Source organism: Paraburkholderia sp. MM6662-R1 (assembly GCF_050436245.1).
In the GTDB taxonomy this organism is placed as follows: domain Bacteria; phylum Pseudomonadota; class Gammaproteobacteria; order Burkholderiales; family Burkholderiaceae; genus Paraburkholderia; species Paraburkholderia tuberum.
In genome coordinates this window covers 1,818,718-1,839,542 of sequence record NZ_JBNDLV010000001.1, presented here as the reverse complement: position 1 = coordinate 1,839,542, position 20,825 = coordinate 1,818,718, and the positions used below count along the sequence as shown (strand labels likewise).

General features: G+C 64.8%; 21 protein-coding genes, 2 pseudogenes and 1 riboswitch. Of the genes and pseudogenes, 12 read left to right on the top strand and 11 right to left on the bottom strand.

Features of this window, described 5'->3' with window-relative positions; genetic code table 11:
* Positions 1 to 99 precede the first annotated feature (99 nt).
* Positions 100 to 846 (bottom strand): bifunctional NADP-dependent 3-hydroxy acid dehydrogenase/3-hydroxypropionate dehydrogenase YdfG, encoded by a 747-nt coding sequence (ydfG, locus tag OKW39_RS08700; RefSeq protein WP_090803174.1) that lies wholly within the window; start codon positions 844 to 846, stop codon positions 100 to 102.
* A gap of 247 nt (positions 847 to 1,093) precedes the next feature.
* Positions 1,094 to 1,220: riboswitch (ZMP/ZTP riboswitch) on the top strand.
* Between the two features lie 178 nt (positions 1,221 to 1,398).
* On the opposite strand from ydfG, the gene glyA reads away from it, so the two are divergent.
* From glyA to OKW39_RS08665, 7 genes are all read left to right on the top strand, one after another.
* Positions 1,399 to 2,646: a serine hydroxymethyltransferase gene (gene glyA / locus OKW39_RS08695; protein ID WP_429562440.1), complete on the top strand. Its 1,248-nt coding sequence runs from the start codon at positions 1,399 to 1,401 to the stop codon at positions 2,644 to 2,646.
* 3 nt (positions 2,647 to 2,649) lie between these two features.
* Entirely contained in the window at positions 2,650 to 3,132 is a 483-nt protein-coding gene (nrdR, locus tag OKW39_RS08690; RefSeq protein ID WP_008919734.1) for a transcriptional regulator NrdR, read from the top strand.
* A 213-nt stretch (positions 3,133 to 3,345) separates the two neighbouring features.
* Positions 3,346 to 3,912, top strand: coding sequence for a GspH/FimT family pseudopilin (locus tag OKW39_RS08685; protein ID WP_429562439.1), 567 nt, complete (start codon positions 3,346 to 3,348; stop codon positions 3,910 to 3,912).
* Complete coding sequence (locus tag OKW39_RS08680) at positions 3,909 to 4,358, top strand: type IV pilus modification PilV family protein (protein ID WP_429562438.1); 450 nt, start codon at positions 3,909 to 3,911, stop codon at positions 4,356 to 4,358. The genes OKW39_RS08685 and OKW39_RS08680 overlap by 4 nt, the downstream gene beginning before the upstream one ends.
* On the top strand, positions 4,355 to 5,161 hold the full coding sequence (locus tag OKW39_RS08675) for a PilW family protein (protein WP_429335794.1): 807 nt from the start codon (positions 4,355 to 4,357) through the stop codon (positions 5,159 to 5,161). Before OKW39_RS08680 ends, OKW39_RS08675 begins: the two co-directional genes overlap by 4 nt.
* Positions 5,161 to 5,760 carry a pilus assembly PilX family protein gene (locus OKW39_RS08670; RefSeq protein ID WP_429562437.1) on the top strand — a complete coding sequence of 200 codons (600 nt, stop codon included), beginning with the start codon at positions 5,161 to 5,163 and terminating at the stop codon, positions 5,758 to 5,760. Before OKW39_RS08675 ends, OKW39_RS08670 begins: the two co-directional genes overlap by 1 nt.
* Positions 5,761 to 5,782: 22 nt before the next feature.
* Positions 5,783 to 6,214, top strand: coding sequence for a type IV pilin protein (locus OKW39_RS08665; protein WP_090803183.1), 432 nt, complete (start codon positions 5,783 to 5,785; stop codon positions 6,212 to 6,214).
* A gap of 79 nt (positions 6,215 to 6,293) precedes the next feature.
* On the opposite strand, the pseudogene OKW39_RS08660 reads toward OKW39_RS08665, so the two are convergent.
* The 3 genes and pseudogenes from OKW39_RS08660 to OKW39_RS08650 form a co-directional block, all read right to left on the bottom strand.
* Positions 6,294 to 6,810: pseudogene (locus tag OKW39_RS08660) on the bottom strand (DUF3318 domain-containing protein).
* Positions 6,811 to 6,867: 57 nt separating this feature from the next.
* Positions 6,868 to 7,257: a phage holin family protein gene (locus tag OKW39_RS08655; RefSeq protein WP_090803186.1), complete on the bottom strand. Its 390-nt coding sequence runs from the start codon at positions 7,255 to 7,257 to the stop codon at positions 6,868 to 6,870.
* A gap of 131 nt (positions 7,258 to 7,388) precedes the next feature.
* On the bottom strand, positions 7,389 to 7,691 hold the full coding sequence (locus OKW39_RS08650; protein ID WP_026225611.1) for a DUF883 family protein: 303 nt from the start codon (positions 7,689 to 7,691) through the stop codon (positions 7,389 to 7,391).
* A gap of 348 nt (positions 7,692 to 8,039) precedes the next feature.
* On the opposite strand from OKW39_RS08650, the gene OKW39_RS08645 reads away from it, so the two are divergent.
* Positions 8,040 to 8,678, top strand: a complete 639-nt coding sequence (locus tag OKW39_RS08645; protein ID WP_184055435.1) for a peroxiredoxin — start codon at positions 8,040 to 8,042, stop codon at positions 8,676 to 8,678.
* 74 nt (positions 8,679 to 8,752) lie between these two features.
* Here OKW39_RS08645 and OKW39_RS08640 read toward each other — a convergent pair whose 3' ends face one another.
* Complete coding sequence (locus tag OKW39_RS08640) at positions 8,753 to 9,943, bottom strand: acyl-CoA dehydrogenase (protein WP_429335797.1); 1,191 nt, start codon at positions 9,941 to 9,943, stop codon at positions 8,753 to 8,755.
* 94 nt (positions 9,944 to 10,037) lie between these two features.
* Between OKW39_RS08640 and OKW39_RS08635 the strand changes: the two genes are divergently transcribed.
* Positions 10,038 to 10,823, top strand: coding sequence for an IclR family transcriptional regulator (locus OKW39_RS08635; RefSeq protein WP_184062238.1), 786 nt, complete (start codon positions 10,038 to 10,040; stop codon positions 10,821 to 10,823).
* A gap of 41 nt (positions 10,824 to 10,864) precedes the next feature.
* Here OKW39_RS08635 and OKW39_RS08630 read toward each other — a convergent pair whose 3' ends face one another.
* Positions 10,865 to 11,698 (bottom strand): EAL domain-containing protein, encoded by an 834-nt coding sequence (locus OKW39_RS08630; protein ID WP_090803193.1) that lies wholly within the window; start codon positions 11,696 to 11,698, stop codon positions 10,865 to 10,867.
* Between the two features lie 267 nt (positions 11,699 to 11,965).
* Between OKW39_RS08630 and OKW39_RS08625 the strand changes: the two genes are divergently transcribed.
* The 3 genes from OKW39_RS08625 to fahA all read left to right on the top strand — a co-directional run bounded on the left by OKW39_RS08625 (position 11,966) and on the right by fahA (position 14,810).
* A complete protein-coding gene (locus OKW39_RS08625; protein ID WP_167368588.1) occupies positions 11,966 to 12,106 on the top strand; it encodes a hypothetical protein in 141 nt (46 codons plus the stop codon).
* A 62-nt stretch (positions 12,107 to 12,168) separates the two neighbouring features.
* Positions 12,169 to 13,515, top strand: coding sequence for a homogentisate 1,2-dioxygenase (gene hmgA, locus OKW39_RS08620; RefSeq protein WP_090803194.1), 1,347 nt, complete (start codon positions 12,169 to 12,171; stop codon positions 13,513 to 13,515).
* Positions 13,512 to 14,810: a fumarylacetoacetase gene (gene fahA, locus OKW39_RS08615; protein WP_090803195.1), complete on the top strand. Its 1,299-nt coding sequence runs from the start codon at positions 13,512 to 13,514 to the stop codon at positions 14,808 to 14,810. The genes hmgA and fahA overlap by 4 nt, the downstream gene beginning before the upstream one ends.
* 107 nt (positions 14,811 to 14,917) lie before the next feature.
* Here fahA and OKW39_RS08610 read toward each other — a convergent pair whose 3' ends face one another.
* From OKW39_RS08610 to OKW39_RS08590, 5 genes and pseudogenes are all read right to left on the bottom strand, one after another.
* Entirely contained in the window at positions 14,918 to 16,702 is a 1,785-nt protein-coding gene (locus tag OKW39_RS08610) for a PQQ-binding-like beta-propeller repeat protein (protein WP_429562436.1), read from the bottom strand.
* 126 nt (positions 16,703 to 16,828) lie between these two features.
* A pseudogene (locus tag OKW39_RS08605) lies at positions 16,829 to 17,990 on the bottom strand (MFS transporter).
* Between the two features lie 74 nt (positions 17,991 to 18,064).
* The gene (locus OKW39_RS08600) at positions 18,065 to 18,619 is read right to left on the bottom strand and encodes a hypothetical protein (protein WP_090803198.1); all 555 of its coding nucleotides are present in this window, start codon (positions 18,617 to 18,619) and stop codon (positions 18,065 to 18,067) included.
* Positions 18,616 to 19,248 (bottom strand): hypothetical protein, encoded by a 633-nt coding sequence (locus OKW39_RS08595; RefSeq protein WP_090803200.1) that lies wholly within the window; start codon positions 19,246 to 19,248, stop codon positions 18,616 to 18,618. Before OKW39_RS08595 ends, OKW39_RS08600 begins: the two co-directional genes overlap by 4 nt.
* A gap of 402 nt (positions 19,249 to 19,650) precedes the next feature.
* Positions 19,651 to 20,808 (bottom strand): MFS transporter, encoded by a 1,158-nt coding sequence (locus OKW39_RS08590; RefSeq protein WP_090805596.1) that lies wholly within the window; start codon positions 20,806 to 20,808, stop codon positions 19,651 to 19,653.
* Positions 20,809 to 20,825 lie beyond the last annotated feature (17 nt).

The following is a 20,825-nucleotide window of genomic DNA, read 5'->3' as shown; positions in this document are numbered from 1 at the left end:
CCGGAACGCACAACCCGGGGTCTGTTTCGAAGTGTGAGTTGCTTGTGGCGGGCGTCGGCGGCGATGGGAGCCGGCTTTGCCGGCCGCCCGCCTTCAAACTCAGCCGCGATGCACGGACAGACCGGCGAACGACTGCGCGACCGGCATCAGCTCGATCGTGTTGATGTTGACGTGGGCTGGGCGCGTGGCGATCCAGTAGATGGAATCGGCGATGTCTTCGGCCGTCAGCGGCTGCACATTTTCGTAGACCTTGGCGGCCTTGTCGTCGTCGCCGCGATAACGCACGTTCGAGAATTCGGTGCCGCCGCACAGACCCGGCTCGATGTCGGTCACGCGCAGCGCGGTGCCGGCGAGGTCGGCGCGCAGGTTCAGGCTGAACTGGCGCACGAACGCCTTGGTCGCGCCGTACACGTTGCCGCCCGCGTACGGCCAGCGGCCCGCCACCGAACCCAGATTGAAGATATGCCCGCGGTTGCGCTCGACCATGCCGGGCAACAGCGCATGCGTGACCTGCGCGAGGCCCGTGCAATTGGTCTCGATCATGGTGTTCCATTCATCGAGACTTGCCTTGTGAGCCGGCTCGGTGCCGAGCGCGAGGCCGGCGTTGTTGACGAGCACGTCGATCGCGGCGAAGTCCGCCGGCAGCGAGGCGGGCACGGCTTCGACGGCGGCGCGATCGCGCACGTCGAGCTCGTACGGCAGCAGCGCGTCGCCGAGCTCGTCGGCGAGTGCTTGCAGACGGTCCTTGCGGCGTGCAGTGGCGACGACACGATGGCCGCCCTTGACGAACGAGCGGGCGATGGCGGCGCCGAATCCGGCCGACGCTCCTGTGACAAACACGATCATTGCAGTTCCCTGGTCGGTAAGAGACAAAGGCCCAAAGCCTACTTCCAATGGCACGCTGCGGCAAGGATGCACGAGCCGGATCGGCGGCTGCCGCGGCGGCGCGCAACGGGTGCGCGGCGCGACCGGCGCGCTTTCCTCGGATGGTTGCGCAGCGGGGCCGCCAAACCGTCCGGAGGCCCCGCCAGCGGCCGCCGGAGCACCCGCAAGTCGGTTGCCTATTCGGGCCTCTTCCAATACACTAACGCGCTCGACCCTGCGTGACTGGCGATAGAACCGAGTCGTCCGACTCAGCCGATTCAACCAATCGGGTTCAAGGTGGAACAACCCACCGTGAAGCGCAGGGTGCCGTTTTGCCGTTCGCCTGGGCAGCCGTGAACCGCGCGCATTAATCTGCGCTGACGGTGGCTGGCTCGCCTCGCGTGTGCGGCGACTCTCCACTCGCCACGTCAGGGCAAGCCTCGCCGCCCAAAGCGCTGCGTACCCCGCTGTGTACCCTCTACGCAGGATTCGGCGCACAATCCGGTCAACCTGAAAACACTCAACGGAACCCGTATGTTTGACAGAGCCCAAAGCACCATCGCCAACGTCGATCCTGAACTCTGGAAGGTCATCGAGCAGGAAAACCGCCGTCAGGAAGAGCACATCGAACTGATCGCGTCGGAAAACTACACGAGCCCGGCCGTGATGGCCGCGCAAGGCTCGCAACTCACGAACAAGTACGCCGAAGGGTATCCGGGCAAGCGCTATTACGGCGGCTGTGAATACGTCGACGTTGCCGAGCAGCTGGCTATCGACCGCGTGAAGCAACTGTTCGGCGCCGAAGCCGCGAACGTGCAGCCGAACTCGGGCTCGCAGGCGAACCAGGGCGTGTTCTTCGCGATGCTCAAGCCGGGCGACACGATCATGGGCATGAGCCTCGCGCACGGCGGCCACCTCACGCACGGCTCGCCGGTCAACATGTCGGGCAAGTGGTTCAATGTGGTCAGCTACGGCTTGAACGAAGCCGAAGACATCGACTACGACGCCGCCGAGAAGCTCGCGCAAGAACACAAGCCGAAGCTGATCGTAGCGGGCGCGTCCGCGTTCGCGCTGCGCATCGATTTCGAACGCATGTCGAAGATCGCGAAGTCGGTCGGCGCGTACTTCATGGTCGACATGGCGCACTACGCCGGTCTCGTCGCCGCGGGCGTTTATCCGAACCCGGTGCCGCACGCCGATTTCGTCACCACCACCACGCACAAGAGCCTGCGCGGCCCGCGCGGCGGCGTGATCCTGATGAAGGCCGAGTTCGAGAAGCCGATCAACTCGGCGATTTTCCCGGGCATCCAGGGCGGTCCGTTGATGCACGTGATCGCCGCGAAGGCCGTCGCGTTCAAGGAAGCGCTTTCGCCGGAATTCAAGGCGTATCAGCAGCAGGTCGTCGACAACGCGCGTGTGCTTGCTGAAACGCTGGTCAAGCGCGGTCTGCGCATCGTGTCGGGTCGCACCGAAAGCCACGTGATGCTGGTCGACCTGCGCGCGAAGAAGATCACCGGCAAGGCTGCGGAAGCGGCACTCGGCGCGGCACACATCACGGTCAACAAGAACGCGATCCCGAACGATCCGGAAAAGCCGTTCGTGACCTCGGGTATCCGCCTCGGTTCTCCGGCCATGACGACGCGCGGCTTCGGCGTGAAGGAAGCCGAGCAGGTCGGCAACCTGATCGCCGACGTGCTGGACAACCCGGAAGATGCCGCGACGATCGAGCGCGTGAAGGTTCAGGTCGCCGATCTGACCAAGCGCTTTCCGGTTTACGGCTAAACCATGCATTGCCCCTTCTGCCGCCATGCCGATACGCAAGTCGTCGACTCGCGCGTATCCGAAGACGGCGCGACGATCCGCCGGCGCCGCCGCTGCCCGGCCTGCGACAAGCGTTTCACGACGTATGAGCGGGTCGAGCTGGCGTTGCCGTCGGTCGTCAAGAAGGACGGCACGCGCACGGAATTCGATCGCCGCAAGATCGTCGCGAGCATGCAACTGGCGCTGCGCAAGCGCCCGGTTGCGGTGGACGCGATCGAAGCGGCTGTCGCCCGTATCGAGTATCAGCTGCTCGGCAGCGGCGAGCGCGAGGTGCGTAGCGAGCGCCTCGGCGAACTCGTGATGAACGAGTTGCGCGCGCTCGACACGATCGCTTACGTCCGTTTCGCTTCCGTGTACCGGCGCTTCGAAGACGTCTCCGAATTCGAGGACGTGATCGAGGAATTCCGCCGCGCCTCTTCCCCGCCCAAGCCTTCCCGCAAGCGCTGAGCGCACGCGTGTCGCAGCTGAACTGCGGTCATTCGCGTCCATCGCCTCGCGCATTTCGCGCTTTTTTTCACGCATCGCTTCTCCCGCCTCCGTGATCGATCGTCACGTGCATTGTTGCGCGCGCTAACGTCTGAATGCCACCTGGCCATTCGGACGATGGTCGGCGCGCTCGCAAATCGCTAGATTGGCTGCATCCGTTCGTAACGCTCAGGGATGCAGATGAAATTCAAGGGGATTTACCGGCCATCGCGCGCCGGTTTCACACTCGTCGAAACGCTGGCGGTGATAGCGCTCGTGATGCTGATGGCCGTGATGGCGGTGCCGTCGTTCGCCGCATGGCATATGCGCGATCAGGTCGACGCGCGCTCGAAGGCGCTGCTGTCCACGTTCGCCTACGCGCGCAGCGAGGCGCTGCGGCGCGGTGCGCGCATCACGGTGTGCCGCGTCGATGCAGCGCGCGTCTGTCTCGCGTCGGGCCAAACCTGCGCCGGCGGCATCGCCGACTGGGCCTGCGGCTGGGCCGTATTCGCCGAACGTGGCGGCAAGCCGTCGTTGTTGCGCGCGCAGCCGGCGCTCGCGGCGGTGAGCATCGCCGGCGTGCAGACGGATATGATGTTCACGCCGCCGGCTGGGCAACTGATCGGCGCGTTTCGAAGTTTTGATGTTGCGCCGCGAAGCCCATCGAAATCGATGCAGGGGAACCCGTGGCGGCGCTGCATCAGCGTCGCGGCAGGAGGTCGCGCACGGATCTCGGAGGGCGCGTGCGGAGCGACGTCATGAGACAGCACGCATTCAAGACCGGTTTGCGTGTGCACGCATCGACATGTAATGGCAGCTTGTTGATCGAGGTGATGCTGGCGGTCGCGTTGGTCGCGGTGAGCGCGCTGGGTTTGATCGCGGTTCAGGTGTGGATCGCACGCGAAGCGCGCGCGATGACGCTGCGCGAGAGCGCCGCGTGGATAGCCGACTCGATTGCCGAAGCGACGCGCACGCCTTCCACGGGCGATGTCGCGCTCAATCAATGGCGCACCTGGGCGAGCGTTCTGCTGCCGCACGGCGACGCATCGATTGGCGAGAGCGGCGCGGTCGCGGCGGCGCGCGTGACGTGGGCGTCCGTGCGGGACCGGCCCGCTTTGGGCGATGCGAGCGCCCAGCCGGCGGAGCCTTGCGGCGACGTCGATGCACCGGCTGGATCGTCGTGTGTCGCGTTGGCGTTCGCGAAATGAAGCGGCCGCATTGCCCACTCGGTCATACGCTAATCGAATTCCTGATCGCGATGGCGCTCGGGTTGCTCGTGATCGCGGGCGCCGTGTCCCTTTACACGGCGCAGCGCAACGCGTTCGTGCAGGCGAGCAACGCGACCCGAATCCGCGAAGCGGGCTTGACCGCGCTGATGCTGATCGGCCAGCAATTGCAGATGGCCGGCTTCGTCCCTGCCGATGTAATTGGCTACAACGCGGCGCCTGCGCTATTCGGCTGCTCGGGCGGTCGTCCGACCGGCGCCGACGACAGCCTCGCTTGCACCGCCTTGAGCACCGGCTCGGATGGCGTCGCGATCCGTTACGTCGCAGACGTCGTATCGACATGGCCATCGTCGAGCGGTCAGGTCACCGACTGTGTCGGACAGGCCGTCAAAAGCAGCGACGCGGTCCTTGGCGATGAGGGCGCGCCGGTGGTGAATCGCTACTTCGCCAACGTCAGCGGCTCGACCGGCGAGCCGGAGCTTTACTGCGTGGGCAGCGGCAACGCGGGGTCCGCTCAGCCGCTGATCGAAGGCGTCGAGCGCGTGCGGTTGCGCTACTGGCTGGACGGCGCGGCGGATGCGGTGAATGCGTCGGCCGTGGCGGCGGATCAATGGGCGAACGTCGTTGCGGTCGATGTCTGCGTGCTGGTGCGCGGCGCGCCGCAAGGACAGCGTTCGAAGTACATCGACTGCGATGGCGTGAGTACACTCGGTACCGACCTGCGGCCTCGACAGGTGTTTTCCCGCCGCGTTGCGCTGCGTAATCGCGCGGAGGCGTCGTCGTGATGGATCGCGGCACAGCAACGCAACGCGGCCGCGCGTACGACATATGCGGCGGCCCAGGTGGAAGAGGGAAACACTTAGGTAGGCGAAATTGTCAGGGCGGTCCCCGACGGGCACATCAACGCGGCGTCGTGCTAGCCATCGTGCTGTTGATCTCGGCCATGATGCTCGCCACGTCCGCGATATGGTTCGAAACATCGCTCGCGGCCGCTCGCGCGGCGACCAATGTGCGCGACTATCTGCAGGCTTTCCACGCGGCGGATTCGGCGCTGAGCTGGTGCGAGCGCAACGTGCTGTCGGCAAGTGGCGACGCGCGCGATGCACCGCTCACATCCGGCGAGCCGACTCAATGGAGGCTTGAAACCGCGTTCGACGCAGGCGCCATCACGCCCGTGGCGCAATGGCCGGGATCATCGCGCGCGCCGCAATGCCTGATCGAGCCTTGGCGTCTCGCGAGTCGACCCAACGCCAGCGCTTATCTGCTGACCGCGCGCGGCTTCGGGCGAAGCAGCGAGTCGCAGGTCTGGTTGCAGATGGAGGTCGTGACCGAAGATGGCGCGATCGAACGTCATTGGCGGCGCGTTGCAGCAAGACCATTCTGAGGAACGCACCGACTGGACACGTATGAAAAGGCCGAACACATCCGCATTCACGCTGCTCGAACTCGTGATCGCGCTCGCGATTGCCGCCACGCTCGCCGCGTTTGCGATCCCTTCGTATCGCAGCCACATTGCGCGCACGCATCGCATCGATGCGGCGTCGGCGTTATATCGGGCTGCGCAATTCGTCGAGGCCGCGGCGAGCGATGGCGTGCCGGCCTTGCCACCGGGTATCGATCAGGCGCCGCAGTTCGGCGCTCCGGTGTATCGAGTGCGCGTGCTGCCCGCGGACGACACGAACGGCGGCTATTCGATCGAAGCGGCGCCCGCGGAAGCGGGCCCGATGCGCGACGACTCGTGCGGCACGTTCACGCTAGATGCGACGGGTCAGCGAGGCAATAGAAACGATGCGAGCGGCGCGACGCCCACGAGCAGCGAATGCTGGAATACCAGTTAGCGGGTGATTGAAGTCCGACACACGCAACCTTGCGAGCGGGAGGGCCGATAGATCGCTGCCACTCGCAGCGGCCACGACCTCAATAGCCGCTTCGCAACGAATCGTCCTGCGCCGCCGGCGACTGCGCCGTAGCGGAAGCCGCCGCGGCCGCCCGCGCCGCCGCCGACTCGTTCTTCATCTGTTGCCAGATCCGGAACGCTTCCCACGCGCCGAGCGCAAGGCTGCCCCACTTCAGCGCGGGCTTCGCGCTCGCGACGACCCTCGCGCGCAGCGGTTTGGCGAGCAACAGCGAAGCGATCGAGCTGATGAACGGGGTACTGCTTGAGCAACGCGCCGATCGTGCCCGCGTTGAGCACGCTCGCCTTTGGCCCTTTACCGACGCGCACGCCGCCAAAGCCGGGGATCACGAACCTGAGCCAGCTGAAATGCGTGACGGCCTGGCGCAGTTCGAAGCTGGCCCGTGCAAGCTCGACGCGCTCGACGTCCGCGCGCACGAGCAGCAATTCCTTGCGCAGCGCCCGCAGATGCGGCGCGCTCAGATCCTTCGACGGATGGCGCTTGTTACGAAAGGCGGTATCAGGACGGGAGGGGCTCATGGCGTGTCGGCGGCAGTGAGGGTGAGGCGACGGATCGGATGCAGACGAACTTTCCCATCAGTCGCGGCTGCGAAACGCTTCGCGATCCTTTTCGAACTCCGCGATGGTCGTTTCGAATACCATCGGCGCGTTGCGCAAACCGCTGCGCGCCTTCAGCGCACAGGCGAGCCCGGCAATCGCGTAGACCGCGGTGATGCCGGCAAGCGCCTGCCATCGGTAGGTGTCCCAGAAGGCAATGGCGACGAGTGCGGTCAACGCGATCAAGGCCATCGTGGCGAGCATCGTCGCGGCAAGACCGAGAAACAGCACGCCGAGCAGGCGGTCTTTTTCCTCGGCGAGTTCGATGCCCACCAGTTCGAGCCGCGTCTGCAGGATCGCAAACACGGAACTGAGAATACGGCGCAACGGGCTGCGTTCTGCGCGCTGCGAGTGTGTTTCGGTCGTCATGGCTGTGGGCGTTGCGCGTGAGGGCCTGGCCGGCGCGTGCGCGCCAGCAGAAGGGGACCGGCGAGGCTCGCGCCGGTCCGCCCGTGTCGCCGGTGCGCCGGACATGCCTGCTCCGGCGGCCTCACCGGCCTTTACTTGCGATTGATCAGCAGACCGACCACCACGCCGATGCCCGCGGCGATGCCGATCGACGCCCACGGATGCTCGTGCACGTAGTCGTCGGTGGCGCGGGCGGCCTTCTTGCCTTTTTCGACGACCACGACCTGAACGTCGGCTGCCTTTTCTTTCGCCTGCTTCAGGCGCGTCAGCGCGGTTTCGCGCAGTTCCGACGCGCGTTCGCCGGTAGCGCTCGCGGCCTGTTTCAGCAGGTCTTCAGCGTCCGCGAGGACGGTTTTGATATCCGACATCAATCTCTCCTTGTTGACTTCCGACATTGACAGCTCCCTTTGTCTCACGCTACGCGTAAATCGTAACCAAAGAAACGGTCGCTGGCGAGCATAGTGCCGGTTGCATGCCGCCGCTGCACGATTCGTTCCCGCCAGCGCGTGGCGTCAAGACACCCGTTTGAGGGCACTCTGCTCCAAGGCGGTATCTGGATTGAGTTGATCTGTCCCGCAAAGTTTCCGTCAAACGGGAGAAAATTACAAAAACACATAAAGTACTGACGCGATGTTGGTTCGCCATGTACCACCGCGGCCTTATGCTTTATCGTGACTGGCTGCGGCGGGCACACGCCCGCGACCTTATCCGGATACCTTCCCAATACCTACAGGAGATGCACTATGAGTCTACGTCTTGGCGACATTGCGCCGGATTTCGAACAGGAGTCGAGCATTGGCCGCATCAGGTTTCACGAGTGGCTCGGCAATAGCTGGGGCGTGCTGTTCTCGCATCCGGCCGACTTCACGCCGGTCTGCACGACCGAGCTGGGCCTGACCGCGAAGCTCGCGGGCGAGTTCGAAAAGCGCAACGTGAAGACGATCGCGTTGTCGGTCGACAGCGCGGAGTCGCACAAGGAGTGGATCAAGGACATCAACGAGACGCAGGCCGCCAACGTCGGTTTTCCGATTCTCGCGGACGGCGATCGCAAGGTCTCCGGGCTGTACGACATGATTCACCCGAACGCGAACGAAACGTTCACGGTGCGCTCGCTGTTCGTCATCGATCCGAACCGGAAGGTGCGTCTGATCATCACGTACCCGGCGAGCACCGGCCGCAACTTCGACGAAGTGCTGCGCGTGATCGATTCGCTGCAACTGACCGACAGTCACTCGGTCGCGACGCCGGGCAACTGGAAGCAGGGCGATGACGTCGTGATCGTGCCGTCGCTGAAGGACGAGGAAGTCATCAAGCAGAAATTCCCGAAGGGCTACAAGGCGTTGCGTCCGTACCTGCGCCTGACGCCCCAGCCGAACCGGTAAGCGGCGCGGCATGAACCAAAAAGCCGGTTCGAAGGAACCGGCTTTTTTGCATTATCGATACACCAGCATCGGAATCAGAAGAACGCCTGAATACCGGTCTGCGCACGGCCGAGGATCAGTGCGTGGACGTCGTGGGTGCCTTCGTAGGTGTTGACGACCTCGAGGTTCACCAGATGACGCGCGACGCCGAACTCGTCCGAAATGCCGTTGCCGCCGAGCATGTCGCGCGCGAGGCGGGCGATGTCGAGCGCTTTGCCGCACGAATTGCGCTTCATGATCGAGGTGATTTCGACCGCGGCCGTGCCTTCGTCCTTCATGCGGCCGAGGCGCAGTACGCCTTGCAGCCCGAGCGTGATCTCGGTCTGCATGTCGGCGAGCTTCTTCTGGATCAGCTGGTTCGCGGCGAGCGGCCGGCCAAATTGCTTGCGATCGAGCACGTACTGACGCGCGATGTGCCAGCACGCTTCAGCCGCGCCGAGCGCGCCCCAGGCGATGCCGTAGCGCGCCGAGTTCAGACAGGTGAACGGACCGCGCAGGCCGCTGACACCCGGCATGATGTTCTCTTCCGGCACGAACGCTTCGTCGAGCACGATTTCGCCGGTGATCGACGCGCGCAGACCCACCTTGCCGTGGATCGCCGGTGCCGACAGACCCTTCCAGCCCTTCTCGAGAATGAAGCCGCGGATGTTGTCCTGGCCGTCTTCCTCGAGCTTCGCCCATACGACGAACACGTCCGCGATCGGCGAATTGGTGATCCACATCTTCGAGCCCGACAACGAGTAGCCGCCATCGACCTTCTTCGCGCGCGTGACCATGCCGCCTGGATCGGAGCCGTGGTTCGGCTCGGTCAGGCCGAAGCAGCCGATCCACTCGCCGCGCGCGAGCTTCGGCAGATATTTTTCCTTCTGCGCGTCCGAGCCGAATTCGTAGATCGGCACCATCACCAGTGATGACTGCACCGACATCATCGAGCGATAGCCGGAGTCGACGCGTTCCACTTCACGCGCGATCAGCCCGTACGCGACATAGTTCAGACCGGGGCCGCCGTACTGTTCGGGAATCGTCGGACCGAGCAGGCCAAGCTCGCCCATTTCGCGAAAGATCCCGATATCGGTCTTTTCGTGGCGGAACGCCTCCAGCACGCGCGGCAGCAGCTTGTCCTGCGAGTAAGCCGCAGCGGCATCGCGCACCATACGTTCGTCTTCGGTGAGCTGCTGATCCAGCAGCAACGGGTCTTCCCAGTGAAACTGCGCGGCTACGGCCATGACGTATCTCCTGATTTCTCGCTCAGAACCCGCTTGACTAGAGTTCCGCTTTGCGAAACAATGTTTTGCAAATGACGCCCGAGTGTATCACCCTATGACGCCGCCATCCACTTTCTCCGCTTCGCTCGACGAACGCAAATTCGTCGTCGCCCTTGCTCGCGGGCTGGACCTGTTGCGCGCGTTCCGGCCAGGCGAGACGATGCTCGGCAATCGAGATTTCGTCGAACGCACGGGTCTGCCGAAGGCAACCGTGAACCGGCTCGCCTACACGTTGACCGTGCTTGGCTATCTGCGGCTGGACGAAAGACACGGCAAATATGCGCTCGACGCGGGCGTGCTGTCGCTCGGTTTCGCGCTGCTGTCGGGCACCGACATGCTCGAACTGGCACGCCCGCACCTGCGCAGCCTGGCGCGCGAGGTCGGCGCGGCGGTCTCGCTCGGGTGCCGGGACGGGCTCGACATGGTGTATCTGGAGACGATTCGCAGCGAAACCGCATTGACGCTCGGCCTGGCATCCGGCTCGAAACTGTCGATGCTGACGAGCTCGATGGGCCGCGCCTATCTCGCCGTGCAGCCGCCCGACGCGCGTACCGCGTTACTCGCGGAACTGAAAAAAGCGGCTGGCAGAGTGGGGGCGATGCTCGTCGCCGAAGCCGAACAGGAGATCGCCGCGTTCGCGACCGAGCGATGCTGCTACTCGTTTCGTGCGTGGCATGACGACGTGAACGCAGTCGCGGTGCCGTTTCGCGAGCCGCGCGAAAACCGCTGGCTCGTGCTCAGCTGCAGCGGGCCGGCGTCGTCGATGGGGGAGGAAGTGTTTCGCGAGAATGTCGCGCCGCGCCTGAAGGCGCTCGCGGCGCGGCTGGGGGAGCCGGGCTGAGGTAATGCCGGGGCGCCCCGGCTAACCGGGCCCACACCGTGTCACGCCGCCCGGTCGTGATAATGCGCGTTGAATAATGGCCCTTGCACGAACCGCACGTCGTACTGCTGTAGCGCGGAGAATTGCGCCTCATCCATCACGCGATTGAAAATCAGCGGCACCCGCAGCCGGCCCGCGTAGCCGACGAGCGGCTTCACGGTCGCGTCGCGCAATGCGGCCGCCGCATCCATCTTGATGAAGTCGAGCCGCGCGGTTTCGGATACCGACAGGATCTGCCCCGCGTTCGACAGATTGCCCGCCACCTTGAACCCGTAGTGCTGATAGCTGCGCGTCAGATAGCCCAGGAACGTCTTGTGTGCGACCGCCGCCGCCGGCAACTCGATCACGATGCGCGTCGGACTCAAATTGAACGAGGTCAGCACGCTCGAAAAGTGCCGGCCGTGGTCGTACTTCACGCTCTTCAACAGCCTCTCGTGCACCCGCAGAAACAGCAACCCATGCCGCTGCGGGCCGAAGAAGTTGATTGCGTGCAGCGCGCGCGACATGCGGTCTAGCGCGACCAGCTGCTGATCGTCGGCGATGTTGTCGAACGGATCGAACACCTCGAATGGCGGCGCGTCGAGCCGGTGCGTGACCGCCTGAAAGCCGAGTTCATCACCGAAGCGGTCGACCCCTTCCGCGCCGCATGACAGCGACTGCGCAAGCCCGTGCACGCTGATGTCGAAGATCGGCTCGTAGGCACTCGTGAGCTCGATGCCATCGAAATGCGCGAGCGCGATGCCGGCGCGCCCGCCTTGTCCCATTGCCAGATGCTCGCCGAGAAACGGGTGATGAGCGGCGCGGGCGATCAGATCGGGGATGGTCGGCGAAATCATGAAGGCAAATGAAAGGCGACGATGAACGCGCACCGGGCGCGTGGCAGCGCGACGCGATGGCCGCATTCATTGATGGTAGCAGTACGCGCCCTGCGCAGATTAACAAAATGCTCATATCGTTATTGGCCTCACGCTTATCGGCCGGGGCTGAGCGCGGAATGACGAGGTTCGCGGGCGTATTTCCAAGGGTATACGTTAGTTTCACTATTCGTAATTCGTTTTACTATTCGTAAAATACAATTTTAGCCAGCCAGAGGGGACGACCCAATGCTGATCGCGTTGAACCGGTCGAATGCCGCGCTGTTTCATGCGGCGGCGCTGCCGGTGCTGTGCTCGGCGCTGCTGGTGGTCGTGCTCGCCGGTGCGACGCGGCAACCCAGCCGCGCGTCCGAAGCGGAGCCGGCCTGAGCCTGACTGCAAAGATCACCTATCAACCGGGAAAGAATCGAGCAACTCGCGGAGAACCTTGTATGGATACCTCAACACGTACGCCGGCCGACGAACGCCTGCGTCCTGAAATCGAGCCCGGCTATCAGTCGGGTTTCGCGAATGAATTCGCGACCGAGGCATTGCCGGGCGCGCTGCCGACCGGCCGCAATTCGCCGCAACGCGCGGCCTATGGTTTGTATGCCGAACAGATTTCGGGCACGGCGTTTACGGCGCCACGCGGTCACAACCGTCGCTCGTGGCTGTACCGGATTCGTCCGGCGGCCATGCACAAGCCGTTCACGTCGATGCCGTCGGAGCGGCTCATCGCGAACTTCGCCGAGGTGCCGCCGACGCCGCCGAACCAGCTGCGCTGGGACCCCCTGCCGATGCCCAGCGAACCGACCGATTTCATCGACGGCTGGGTCACGATGGCGGGCAACGGCTCGGCCGAAGCGATGAGCGGTTGCGCGATCCATCTGTACGCGGCGAACCGCTCGATGCACGATCGCTTCTTCTACAGCGCCGACGGCGAACTGCTGATCGTGCCGCAACAGGGGCGCCTGCATATCGCGACCGAAATGGGCCGCGTCGATGTCGAGCCGTTCGAGATCGCGGTGATTCCGCGCGGCGTGCGCTTCGCGGTCAGCCTGCCGGACGGCAGCGCGCGCGGCTACATCTGCGAGAACTTCGGTGCGCTGCTGCGTCTGCCGGAACTGGGGCCGATCGGCTCCAACGGTCTCGCGAATCCGCGCGATTTCCTGACGCCGCACGCCGCGTACGAAGACCGCGAAGGCGCGTTCGAACTCGTCGCGAAGATGAACGGCAAGCTGTGGCGCGCGGACATCGGCCATTCGCCGCTCGACGTGGTCGCATGGCACGGCAACTATGCGCCATACAAATACGACCTGCGCCGCTTCAACACGATCGGCTCGATCAGCTTCGACCATCCGGATCCGTCGATCTTCCTCGTGCTGCAATCGCAAAGCGACACGCCGGGCGTCGATACGATCGACTTCGTGATCTTCCCGCCGCGCTGGCTCGCCGCCGAAGATACGTTCCGGCCGCCCTGGTTCCATCGCAACGTCGCGAGCGAGTTCATGGGCCTCGTGCATGGCATATACGACGCGAAGGCCGAGGGCTTTGTGCCCGGCGGCGCGAGCCTGCACAACTGCATGACGGGCCACGGCCCGGACGCGGACACGTTCGAGAAGGCGTCGCATCTCGATACCTCGGTGCCGAAGAAGGTCGACGACACGATGGCCTTCATGTTCGAGACCCGCACGCTGATCAAGCCGACGCGCTTCGCGCTCGAAACCGCGCAACTGCAGGCGCATTACTACGAGTGCTGGCAAGGCCTCAAGAAACACTTCAATCCGGAGCAACGATGAACGCGGTGAACGATCTCCAGGCGACGCTCGATGCGTCGCGCAAGAGCTGGATCGAGTCGGCCAACGACCCGGCTGGCGACTTCCCGATCCAGAACCTGCCGTTCGGCATTTTCAGCGACCGTGGCAACGACGCGCGTCGCGTGGGCGTCGCGATCGGCGATCAGATAGTCGATCTCGCCGCGTTGCAGGCCGCGGGTCTGCTGAACGTGCCGGCGCACAACGTGTTCGCGCGCGATGCGCTGAACGATTTCATCGCGCTTGGCCGCGACGTGTGGCGCAGCGTGCGTATCCAACTGAGCCAACTGCTCGCGCGCGACACCGCGACGCTGCGCGACGATGCCGCGTTGCGCGCGAAGGTGCTCGTGCGCGCGGCTGATGCGCGTCTGCATCTGCCGGTGCAGATTCCGGGCTACACGGATTTCTATTCATCGAAGGAACACGCGACCAATGTCGGCGCGATGTTCCGCGATCCGAAGAATGCGCTGCTGCCGAACTGGTCGGAGATGCCGATCGGCTACAACGGACGGGCGTCGTCGGTGGTCGTGAGCGGGACGCCGGTGCGTCGTCCCAATGGTCAGCTGAAGTTGCCCGACCAGGAGCGTCCGGTGTTCGGCGCGAGCCGCAAGCTCGATATCGAACTGGAGACGGGTTTCATCATCGGCGGCGGCAATGCGCTGGGCGAGCCGATCGCGTGCGAGGACGCGGAGGCGCACATTTTCGGCATGGTGCTGCTGAACGACTGGAGCGCGCGCGACATCCAGCAATGGGAATACGTGCCGCTCGGCCCATTCAATGCGAAGACCTTCGCGACGACGATCTCACCGTGGGTCGTCACGCTCGATGCGCTCGAACCCTTCCGCGTCGCGCAGCCGGTGCAGGAGCCGGAGCCGCTCGCCTATCTGAGGCATCGAGGAAAGCATGCGTTCGACATTCACCTCGAAGTGACATTGCGTGCGCAACCCGCGCGGCAAGCGAGCACGATCGCGCGGACCAACTTCAAATATATGTACTGGACGATGGCGCAGCAGCTCGCGCATCACACGGTGGCGGGCTGCAATACGCGGGTGGGCGACCTGATGGGCTCGGGGACGATCAGCGGGCCGACCGAGGATTCGTACGGCAGCCTGCTGGAGCTGACGTGGAACGGCAAGAAGCCGCTGGCGTTGAAGGAGGGCGGCACGCGCACGTTCATCGAGGACGGCGATGAGTTGACGCTCGTCGGCTGGTGCCAGGGCGACGGGTATCGCGTGGGGTTCGGCGCGTGTGCCGGACAGATTCTGCCGGCGCGAGGGTGAGCGCGCGGCAGTCACGATGAGCGAGGGCCGGCGCGCAATGCCCGCCCTCGTCGTTGGTGCGAGACCTTGGGCGTACCGGGTCGAAATGAATCGGCGCGTCGGCCGCTTCACCCACCCAGCAACCCGAATACGGCCACCCCATTCGTCGTGCCGACATACACCTTGCCGTTTGCGATCAATGGTGTGATGAACTTGTTGCCCGTGCCGAACTGATCGCGCGTGCCCATCTGGTTGCTGTTGTACAGCTCGTTGAGCGTGATCGGGTCGAACGCATGCAAGGCCGCGACGGTGCCGTTTTCGGCGGCCCACACGATGCCGTTCGTGGTGCCGTTCGCCGAGATGCTCGGCGTCGTCCCGGGATAGGCGAACGTCATCGCGCTTTGCGCGGTCGGTGTGATCGACAGCTTCGCGTTGGTCACGGTGAACGCCTTCAGATGATCGCCGACCGAGCCGAAATACACGCGCCCGTTGAAATAGGCGGGCATGCCGAACTCGCCGCCGGCCAGCTGCGCGGGAATCTCCTGATAGATGTTGTCGGCCGCCGGGTTGAACTTGCCCATCGAGTCGCGATTCAGCACGTAGATGGTGCTGTCCTTGCCCGCGCCGAGCGTCAGATGCTGTACGGTGCCGTTCGCGTCGGTCAGGTCCGGCAGCACCAGTGCGCCGCCGGAGCCGAGGTCGATGTCGTCGTGGGACTCCTGCACGACGTTCGTCATCGCGAAGTAGTCCGCCACCGACAGGCCTCCCGCCGTGCCGAGCTTCAGGAACGTATTGCCGAAATCCTTGCTGGCGGGGAAGCCGCTCGACGTCATCGTCGTGTCGAACGTGCCGTTGGCATCGAGCAGATAGATCGACGAGCCGTCCGACGCCGGTCCCGCGCCGCTCATCCAGATCGCGCCGCCGATGCCGTTAGGCGTCAGGTTGAGCACGGTGGTCTGCTGCAAGGTGTCGGCGCCGTAGCCCATGATCCAGCCCGTATAGCCGCCGTCGTCGCAGTGCGAGGTCCACGTCGTGTAGACCGTGTTGCCGAGCAATAGCAGCCCCGCGCGCTCCGCGTACAACGACGCGGTGAACGGCACGACGCCGTTCGTATTACCCGCGCCGCTGCCCGGGTAAGAGGCGGCGACTTCGGTGGGACCGTTCAGCAGTTCGGCGCCGGTCGCGAGGTCGAGCGCGTGAATGCGATGATGGTAGCCGCCGGCCGCGTCCTTCGACATCGCGACGACGTAGATCGTGCCGTGCGTGCCGCGCGAACGGTCGATCACCGGTGTCGAGGTGATGCCGATGGTGTTCACGATCTGGCTGCAGCCGAGGTCGTCGCTCGGGGTTTCGCCGGTGCCGAGTGTGCGCACCTGCCACAGGGTCGCGCCGGTGTCGGCATCGAATGCGTACACACTGTCGTTCTCGGTCGCGACGTACAGCACGTTGTGCGTGCCGCCCGCGATCGCCAGCGCAGCGACGAATAGCGGCTGCGCGTCGACCTTGCCGTCGACGCTAAAGAAGCCGACCTTGCCGAACGTCGAAGCCGCCACGTTGGCGGGCGTCAGTGTGGTTTCGCCGAGGTTCTGGCCGGTGCGCGCGATGTCGTCGTGATAGGTGAGCACGTCGCGCACAACTGCCGCCGATGTGCCGCCCATCGAGGTGCCCGAGCCGCCGGTGCTACCGGTGGTGGTGCCGCCGCTCGTGGTGCCACCGCTGGTGGTGCTGCCGCTGCTCGCTGCGGCCGGGGCCGATGCGCCGGACGCGCCGCTACCGCCGGCGCCGACGCTCGCGCCCGTCGGGCCACTGCTGTTTCCGCCTCCGCCGCCTCCACAGTTCGCCGCGACGATCGCGGCTACCGCGATCGCCGTGCCCAACAGGCTGGCACGGAGCAACAGGCGCATCGAGACCATGGCGGACTCCCCGTTGCTTGCGGCGGCGCCACGAAATATGGGCCGTTCGTCGAGTGTCCGCGCAACGTGGGTTGAGATTAGCACCCTGCGTATAGATCGTAAAAGCCAGCAATTAGCGTCTATTCGTCAACTCGGCGCCCGCAGCGCAATCCGCCGACGCTCCCACCACGCCGCCGCCAGAAACGCGAGCGCCGCGCACAACAGCACGCCGACCACCGCTTCGTGGCCGACCGTTTTCATCAACGCGCCGGCGACGAGCGGACCGCCGAAGCTCGCCGCGCTCCACGACGCGCCGACCAGCGAACTCGCCGACACCAGCGCGACACCGCGAAAGCGCTCGCAGCAGGCCACCAGCGACAGCGTGTAGATCGCGCCCGCGGCCGCGCCGAGCACATACAGCAGCGGCCAGCGCAGCCACGGCGAGCCGACTGCCCACGGCAGCAGCGGCAACAACGCGACGACCACGATGCCGCAGCCGATATGCATGCGTTCGCGGCCGAGCCGGTCGGCGAGCCAGCCGATCGGAAACTGCATCGTCGTATCGCCGAGCAGCAGCGCCGACGCGAACAGCACGGCCACTTCGCTCGACATGCCATGCGACATCGCGAACAGCGGCAGCAGCGATAGCGCGATCGGGTCGAACAGCGCGAAGAAGCCGGTGCCGATCACGAGCGCGGGCATGCGCGGCAGTACGCGGCGCCAGTCGCCGTGCCCGGCGTGTTCGTCGCTCGATGCGTGCGGTGTGGCACGGATCGTCGCGAGCAGCGGCGACGCAAGCAGGAATATCGCGCCCCACAGCACGAACCGTCCCTGCGTGAAGCCCGCGATTTGGCTCACCAGCACCGGGCCCGACATCTGGAACAGCGTGAAGTTGGTCGCGTAGATCGCGATCACGCGGCCGCGCGACGCATCGTCGGCGAGCTGGTTGACCCACGCTTCGCCGATCGTGAACAGCAGCATCAGCGCCGCGCCGCACAGCACGCGCAGCAGCGCCCATAGCCGCAGGTTCGCGGTGAGCTGCATCAATGCGGTCGCGCAAGCAACCACCAGCACCGCGCCGACGATCACCTGGCGGCCACCGAAGCGCGCCGCGATCCGGCCGGCGAGCGGCACCACGGCGAGACCGCCGCCCGCCTGCGCGGCGGTTCAACAGACCGACCGCGTCGGTGCCGTAACCGGCTTGAGCGAGCGCCAGAGCGGTGAGGGGAAGGGCGGCGCCGCTGCCGAGTCCGACGACAGCGACGCTCAGGATCAGCGCGAGGAAATCGCAGGTGAAGATGACTTTCATCGGCGGGGATGCTACTACGCGTGTGGGTCGCGCGTATCTTTGCCGCGAGATTTGCTCGATCTCGTGTGCGATCCTTACTCGATAGGCGCGGATTTGCTGCTCCGCGGCGGTATCGTCAGACCGTGCAGACGAATCTGCGTGAGGCGCTTGTCGTCAGCGACGCCGATCGCGAGCGCTGGCGCGATACCGTACCAGTGAGACACGGGGCCCCACGACAGGTAAAGGGTGCCGTCACGAGGCTCGTAAACGATCACCGGTGGTTCCATGTCGTCCGCATGTCCGTGCTCGTCGAATTCTGTCTCGATGTGCGGAGTTCTGTCGGTCGGGTCTGTGAGTGGTTCAGACATGCGCACCGTCCACCGCTCGGGATTCGTGTAAAAGTCCAACCGGGTCAACCGGCGATGCTGATCGAGAAGCATCGACAACGTGCCCGCCGTCAGGACATAGGAAGGCGTGCCGATGCCGAAGCGCACGTCCAGCAAGTCGCTGAGACTGCTTTGCGGTTCCCGCGGCGAAGGCAAAGGTGAATAGTTGACCTCGCAGAACAGCGTGGAGCTTTCTTCATCCCACCGCACCGTGGCGGAAACGCCGGTGGCAGGGGCAGTCGTGTAGACGGTGGGATGCTTCATGGAAGAGGTTTATAGGCAAAGTGCAGAACGGTGTAGTCGCTCTCCCGCACGACGACTTCGAGCATATATGCTGTGCCATTGCGCGTGATTGGATAGGTGTATTGAAACACGCCAGTGTGCCCTGCGGGGTCGGCGGCACGTTTGCCATATTTCAGGGTAAGGCGAAGGATGTGAACGGGTACATAGCGTCCGGGATTTCCCATATGCGCGAGCGGTGCGGCGGCAAAACGCAAAGGCCGCTGCATCAGCGCATGGTATCGCGTACGTAAACGAAACAGCGTGGTCCGGTCGATCGCGGAGCCTACTCCTCTTATCCCTGCTCGCGTGATGCCTCGAGTGCCAGCCGTCCAGATGCCTCCGACGAGAAACAGCACATCGAGCGGATCGATCAGCGGGGCTTCCAGCGGCTTTTCGCTCAAGGATTCCCCGCCGTCCAATGTATAGATACGGAATACGCCGGCTACTTCCTTCTTGTATCCAATGATGCAGCCGAGATCTTCGTCGAAAATGGCCTTTGCATCACGTGGAACGGTGGGTGGGCGGGCGTCGAAGAGAGCCCTGACTGTCGGTCTTTTACCATTCCAGGCAAACGACGATTCGGAGACTGTGTAAGGAAACGGCGTGGACATGTGTGGATAAACTGCCTGGCTCGAAATCGATGACAGCGGTCACGATTTGCTGTCACCGTCGGACGCGTTTGTGCGTCGCCGTCGAACTCGCGTGCGTTGAGAATTGGTGAGCCGACAACCTAGCACGATGGTCCGCACGCCGCGCCCGTCACTGCACGTCGCGAAAGCTGTGTTCGCGGAAAAGCGTGAGTGGAAGCGGGTATTGGCCTCGGCGCCCGGCTCAAGATCTGTTGCAGATCGTTTCCACTCGCTGGCTGAAATGCTGTCGAACGAGGCCTTACCCTCAGGGCCGCTCGTCGTTGCTGGCGGACATCGAACACTGGTGCATCGGCACGGAACAGCGGCTGTCGCGCGCCGGAATGGAATACCCCATTTCGCGCATCGTCAAAGTGCCCGGCAAGCTCACCCCGCCACGGCCACCCGCCGCTCGATCGACACCGACCACAACGTCAACAACAGCGCGCCGAGCGCGGTCGCGACGCCGACCCACGGCAGCGTCGTCAGCGGCGCGCCGGCGCCGATCGCCATGCCGCCGAGCCATGCGCCGGTCGCGTTGCCGAGGTTGAACGCCCCCTGATTCAGCGTCGACGCCAGATTCGGCGCGTGGCTCGCCCGATCGACGATCAGCATCTGCAGCGGCGGCACGATCGCGAATGCGAGCACCCCCCACACGAACACGGTCAGCATCGCCGGAGTGCGCGCGTGCATCGTGCCCGCGAACACGCACAGGATCACGACGATCGCCATCAGGAACGCGACCAGCGAGGGCATCAGCCGCCAGTCCGCGAGCTTGCCGCCGAGCGTGCTGCCGACCGTCAGGCCGAGGCCGAACAAGAGCAGCACCAGGGTGACCGCGTGCGGCGTGAAGCCGGTCACGTCTTCGAGAATCGGCGTGATGTAGGTGAAGGTCGAAAACAGGCTCGCCGACGCGAACACGCTGATACCGAGCACCATCAGCACCTGCGGGTTCTTCAGCACGCTGAATTCGCGCACGAGGCTCGCCTTGTGCATCTCGATCTTCGCGGGCAGGCACACCGCGAGCGCGGCCGCCGCCAGCACGCCGATGCCGGTCACGGCCCAGAAAGTAGCGCGCCAGCCGACCGCCTGGCCGAGCGCGGTGCCGAGCGGCACGCCGAGCACGTTGGCGAGCGTGAGGCCGGTGAACATCAGCGCGATTGCCTGCGCGCGGCGATTCGGCGCGACGAGCCCGGCCGCGACCACCGAGCCGATGCCGAAAAACGCGCCGTGGCAGAACGCGGTGACGATGCGCGCGGCCATCAGCACCGCGTAGCCCGGCGCGATCGCGCACAGCAGATTGCCGACGATGAACACGCCGATCAGGCTCATCAGGGCCTTTTTGCGCGGCATGTTGGCGACCGCGATCGCGACGATCGGCGCGCCGATCGTGACGCCGAGCGCATACGCGGACACCAGCATGCCAGCCGCCGGAATCGACACGGACAGATCGCGCGCGACATCGGGCAACAGGCCCATGATGACGAACTCGGTGGTACCGATTCCAAACGCGGCAACGGCAAGGGCAAGCAGAGGCAATGGCATGGCGATGATGGGGTGTG